The organism is Candidatus Infernicultor aquiphilus (assembly GCF_002784285.1).
GTDB classification, from domain to species: Bacteria; Atribacterota; Phoenicimicrobiia; order Phoenicimicrobiales; family Phoenicimicrobiaceae; genus Infernicultor; species Infernicultor aquiphilus.
The window spans coordinates 1,291-7,172 of record NZ_PFKO01000027.1; the positions used below are offsets into that span (position 1 = coordinate 1,291).

Here is a 5,882-nt window from a genome sequence, read left to right on the forward strand (position 1 = left end):
AACTATATTCGAGATAATTTTCAATAAATCTTTAAAGATGCATAATAATGGCCCTACACTGAATAACAAACTTAATTTTTTATAATCTCATATCGGGAACCAGTTTCCGGATGTTTAGTCACTTCAATCCTTACCGGGAAGGCATCTTTTAATGATTCCAGATGAGTAATAACCAAGATCTTATCAAAATCATCACTGATAGATTGGATAGCCTGGACTAAATTATCCAGGCCCTCTTCATCTTGAGTTCCAAATCCTTCATCCATAACCAGGGTTCTCAATTTAGTCCCTGCCCTTCTGGTCAATAATTTTGATAGAGCAATCCTTAAAGAAAAATCTATCCGAAATGATTCTCCCCCACTGTATAGTTCATAGTCACGGATGCCCAGTTCATCACTTATCTTTAGATCTAAAGTTTCTTTAATTTTTCCGCTCTTCAAATCCCGAAGAGACTCAATGGTTATCTGAGTACTATTATTAGTCAACTTAGCCAGTAAATTATTAGCCTCTTCTTCTATTTCGGGTAAAACATTTTCAATAATTAAGGCTTGAATCCCATTCTTCCCCAAAGCCAGCATTAATTTTTCGTAAATATTCTGCTCTCTCTTACTTTCTTCTAATTCTTTTTTTATCTCTTTCTTTTCTTTTTCTAATTTAAGGCACTGCTCAAATTTACTCTGATATCCTCCTCTTTCTTCTAAAATTTTATCTTTAAGAATTTGGTTTTGTTTTAAAAATTGTTCTTCTTGAATTAATTTTTCTTTCCACCAAGGTAAATCTTTTAGCTCTATTTTTATCTTCTCTTTCTTCTTCTCCAGATCTTTCCAATTTAATTCTTTCTGCTGATAATTCTCTTTTAATTCGGAAAGTAGGTCTCTTAAAGAATCAATCTTTTTTTCTGCCTCTTCTAATTTTGCTTTTTCTAAAGGGGCGTTACCTAATTCTTCAATCTTACCATTAAGTTGGCGATGCTTTTCTTCCTCATAACCAATATTCTTAATCTGCACTTCAAAAGCTTTTAAACTTATCTGTTCTTCTAAAGCATATTTCTTTTCTATGATTATTTTTTCTATTTCCTTAATCTCTCCTTGCAAACCAACCATTAATTTTGCCGCTTGTTTAGACTCATCGTACTCAAGACCTGCCTTACTTAGCTTCTGCTGCCATCTATCTTTATCTTTTAATTTTTGATTAATTTCTCTCCATTTTTTCACTAATTCTTCTCGTGGTTTACCTAATCTTTCTTCTTCTTTTTTTAACCTTTCTATCTCTTTAAGATTTAAATTTATTTCTCTGCTTAGATTAGTTTCAATCTTCTTCTTTCTCTCTGCATTTAACTTAGCTTCACACAAGGGGCACTCTCCTTCTGGATTCTCCCTTAACAGACGTAATTTTTCTTCATTGTCTCTATGGTCTTTTTCTAATCTTTCTAGCTGACCTTTAATGGTATTTATTGCTATATTAAACTCGCTACCTTTTTTACGAATTTCTTCACTCTCTTCTTCGAAAAATTTTATCTCCCTCATCTTTTTTTCTGCTTCTAAAACTTCGGTTTTGCTCTTTAGCTCCCGCTCAGCTTTAAGCTGCAAATCTCTGAATCTATCTCGTTTATTTCTAATTTCTACCGTTAAATCCGTCTTCCCACTTTCTATTTTTCTCTCGGTAAGTATTCTTTCCTCTTCTATTTTTCTAATCTTTTGCAGCTTTAGAGTAAGTTCATTATTTTCGGTATTGAATTTCTGATAATTTATAAAATTGCTTAAAATAATTTCTTTTTGGGAAATTATTTTTTTAGAATCTGCTATCTCTTTATTTTTTAATTCAATCTGTTTTTGTCCTCGTCCAATCTCCTGCCTTTGTTGTTCGGTTCGGTCTTTTAATTCTTCAAATTGCTCCTTTTTATGCTTTAATAGGTTTATATCCTCTTTTAACTGATTTAACTGGTCTTCATTTTTCTTTACTTTTTGGGAAATATCTTCATAACTGTCCGACAATTCCTTGATCTTTTGTTTATAAGCATCAATATTGGTCATCTCCTGATAGATATATTCCAACCGGCTTTCTTTGGTCATCATAATATTATTAATTTCCTTAAGATGGGACTTGGCCAAATTAGCCAGTTCATCATAATGAGAAAGACTTAAAATCTCAGATAATATTTCTTTCCTTTCTCGAGCGTTCTTTCGGCTAAATTCATCTATCCGACCCTGGAGGATAAAAGCAGAATTTATGAAGGTTCGATAATCTATCCTTAGGGTTTTAGTAATTCTTTCTTGAGTTTTTCGAATAGAGGAAGCGGTGAGAGATATATACTTATCATCTTTCGGGTTATATATCTGAAATTCCAGGCTGGAACGGGAACTTTTCTGCAGCATAGAATAATTTCTAATAATGCGATATCGGTCCCCTTCCAGATCAAATATAAATTCTACCTGCATATCCTTCTGGCCAATCCGAAGTAGACTATGATCAGCCTTCTTCTCCTGACTGGATTTTCTTCCTTCTCCCCATACTGCCCAGGTTAGAGCATCCAGAAGAGCGGACTTACCCTGTCCATTGTTTCCCGAAAGACAAGCTAGGTGAAATTGAGTAAAATCAAGAGGGGGAACATTCTCACCATAACTTAAAAAATTTTTCAAGGCTAACTTTACCGGTATCAATTTCCGTCCCTTTCTGCCCCTTCAAATTCTTTTTCTAACTCCTGGGCATGAGTTTTTAATTCCTCAGCTAAAGGAACTAAATCAGGATTATTCTGGATATACTTATCCATAGCCTCCAACATCCCTAAATCTTCGGTAATTTCTTCCACCCTTTTTCTTCGTTCTTCCGGTTTAGACTTTTTAGCAATAGTAGTCACTAAAAATGCCCCTTCTAAAGCAGAGTTTATTCTTTTAAAATCCATCAAATCCTCTTTCTCTGCTGACATAGTATAAAATACCCTCACTACCGCCTCAGATAAATCATATTTTTCAATTTCTCGTATTAAAGCATTGGTAGGTTCTTGCTCCTCAGAAATGTTAACCTCTATAGTAACAAACTTTCTAGCCGGAAGAGGGATAAATTCATAAGAAGTCTGGCCTTTTTCAATATTTACCAAACAAACTCCTTTATCATCCTTCTCCTCACCAAAATTTATTCTTTCGATGCTTCCGGAATAGACTACCGGGGGATGACTAGCAAGATTTAAATCCTGAAATTTATGGATATGCCCCAGAGCTACATAATCAAACTCTTTCTGGGCTAATATTGAAGTGAGGAATACCGGGTCTCTTCCAATGATAGCGGATCTTTCTGAACCAGAATAAGTGGCTTCCGCAGCAGCCAGGTGAGCAGCAAAGATAGCTGGAATATTCGGATTTATCACTCGGGCAGATGCAATAATTTGGTCACTTACTCTTTTTTGAATTTCTAAAGTAATTTCTTCATCAGTAAAATTTTTATATTCTTCTTTATCCAGAAATAAGTTTTTAGTAGGCCAGGGCATACCAAAGACTTGAACCGGTCCTGCCTTAGTCTCTATATTTAACAACTCTGGCTCGGTCACCACTCTCATACCAGAAACATTTAAAGTAGCGAAGATATCTAAAGAAGTAGCTCTACCAAAAGAAACCGGAATATCGTGATTCCCATTGATCATGATTACCGGAATTTTAGCTTCGCTAAGCCGGTAAATTTGCCGGGCAAATTCACGTTGGTGGGTAGGATTAGGATTACTGGTTTTATAGGCATCACCGGCAAATAATACTAAATCCACTTTTTCTTCTAAGGCAATATCCATAGCAAAACTAAAACACTTTATAAAATCCTGTAATCGGGTGTGTAAACCAGTAGAAGGATCTATCCGTCCATAATTTTCTATCCCTAAATGAACATCGGCAAAATGAAGAAATTTCATCTATTTTTACCTTTCCACTTCTTCTTTAAATTAGTAGACCAGTTAACCGTTAATCAGTACGGAAATATAAATTTATCGTCTTTATTCATATTGTAGGGGCACAATGAATTGTGCCCTTCTCATTTTATTGTCTTTTGTTTGATCCTGATAAGTGAGTATCTGCTAAACAGGGCTTACAAAAAAAGGAAATTCCTATACAATCAAATTAATTTTGTAATTCTATCTTATCCTTTTTGATTTTTGAGAATAATTTATTTAATTATAGCATAAAATTATGAGGACTTTTTTGCCGCACTTTCTCCGGCCAGATATCCAGTACTCCAACATTCCTGCAGATTATATCCTCCCGATGGGCCGTCAAGGTCTAAAATCTCCCCGGCAAAATAAAGATTTTCAATCTTTTTAGAGCACATCGTATCCGGATCTACTTCTTTAAGGGCAATTCCTCCGCTGGTCACTACTGACCATTTAAATCCCAGCAATTCCGTAGGCGATAATTCCAATTCTTTGAAGAGGTGGACTAATTTATTCCGTTCCTCCCGGGAAATATAATCCACCTGTTTTTCCGGTTCTATGCCAGAAAGTCTAATCATTACTGGAATCATCGATAAAGGCAATAATCCTTTCAGTGAATTCTTAAACCTCCTCCCCTTAAATTTGTCCAAATCTCTCTGAATACGCTGATCTAATTTTTTAAAATCCAGGGCTGGCTTTAAATCTAAGATCAATTTAACCGCACCCCGTTTCAGTAAAGTCCCGATATTTTTGCTCAGATCCATAACGATAGGACCACTAACTCCAAAATGGGTAAAAAGCATCTCTCCAAAACGCTCATCCTGTTTTTTACCGTTTTGAAATAACTGAAGAGAAATATTTTTAAGAGATAGACCCTGCAATTCTTTTACCCATTTTTCAGCAATTTTAATTGGATTAAGGGCTGGGACTGGTTCAATTATAGTATGCCCCCATTGCCGAGCCCAGTGGTAGCCATCACCAGTGGAACCAGTCTGAGGATAAGATTTACCTCCAGTACAGATAATAAATTTAGCTGCAATTATCTGTCGGTCCCGAAGTATGACTTGAGATATTTTTCTATCTTCCTGCTTAAAATTAATTACCTCCACATTATATAAAATAGTCACTTTACCTTCCGATAAATATTTTAAAAGTACCTTTAATATATCCTGGACATTTCCATTCTCGGGGAAGATTCTATCTCCCTGTTCTACTTTTCCCTTCACTCCTCGGGATTCGAAAAAATCAATCACCTCTTTTACTCCAAATACCGCTAAGGCTCTATAAAGAAAACGCCCATTCCGGCCATATTTTTCGGTAAATTTCCTTATATCCAATTCATTATGGGTAAAATTACAGCGTCCTTTTCCAGTAAGTAACAATTTTTTACCCAAAACCTCATTCTTTTCCATTAAAACCACCTTTGCTCCCAATTCTGCTGCCCGACCAGCGGCTATCATCCCAGCTGGCCCTCCACCTATTACCGCAATATCAAATACCTGATCATCTTTCATACTAAATACATCTCTTCCTTCCGTGTCAGCGTGTCAGGGGACGGTTCTTTGTCAGGGGACGGTCCTTTGACACGATTTTGAATAAAAATAAATATTTATTCTTATTATATATCAATCCACCACAAATCTTAAAAATTTCGTGTATAATAGATTAATTAATTTACCAATTGACCGATTTACCAATTTACCAATTAAAAAAATAGGATACAAGGTATATTGATTCACCAATTAACCGATTGACCGATTTGCCAATTAAAAAATAGGATATAAGAAATATTGATTAACCAATTAACAAATTAAACTAAGCAGGAGATAAATTCTATGATTTCCCTGGAAAATATCAGAATTACTTTCCCGGAAAAAGTTCTCTTTGAAAATTTAAGCTGGAGAATCCCTAAAGGTAGTCGTATTGGCTTAGTGGGTAATAATGGCACCGGGAAGACTACTTTATTCCGGGT

At 35.3% G+C, this 5,882-nt stretch carries 4 protein-coding genes; 1 reads left to right on the plus strand and 3 read right to left on the minus strand.

Annotated features, from left to right (window positions below; genetic code table 11):
* Window positions 1-71: 71 nt before the first annotated feature.
* From COZ07_RS00860 to COZ07_RS00870, 3 genes are all read right to left on the minus strand, one after another.
* Window positions 72-2,660 (minus strand): AAA family ATPase, encoded by a 2,589-nt coding sequence (locus tag COZ07_RS00860; RefSeq protein ID WP_406606721.1) that lies wholly within the window; start codon window positions 2,658-2,660, stop codon window positions 72-74.
* A complete protein-coding gene (locus COZ07_RS00865) occupies window positions 2,657-3,895 on the minus strand; it encodes an exonuclease SbcCD subunit D (protein ID WP_406606722.1) in 1,239 nt (412 codons plus the stop codon). The genes COZ07_RS00860 and COZ07_RS00865 overlap by 4 nt, the downstream gene beginning before the upstream one ends.
* A gap of 272 nt (window positions 3,896-4,167) precedes the next feature.
* Complete coding sequence (locus tag COZ07_RS00870; protein WP_406606723.1) at window positions 4,168-5,424, minus strand: NAD(P)/FAD-dependent oxidoreductase; 1,257 nt, start codon at window positions 5,422-5,424, stop codon at window positions 4,168-4,170.
* 321 nt (window positions 5,425-5,745) lie between these two features.
* On the opposite strand from COZ07_RS00870, the gene COZ07_RS00875 reads away from it, so the two are divergent.
* On the plus strand, window positions 5,746-5,882 hold a 137-nt coding region (locus tag COZ07_RS00875; protein ID WP_406606724.1), incomplete at its 3' end, for an ATP-binding cassette domain-containing protein.

Excerpts from the sequence above, each read along its gene's own strand:
- COZ07_RS00865 (WP_406606722.1), bottom strand. The coding sequence starts at position 3,895 with ATGAAATTTCTTCATTTTGCCGATGTTCATTTAGGGATAGAAAATTAT.
- COZ07_RS00870 (WP_406606723.1), bottom strand. The coding sequence starts at position 5,424 with ATGAAAGATGATCAGGTATTTGATATTGCGGTAATAGGTGGAGGGCCA.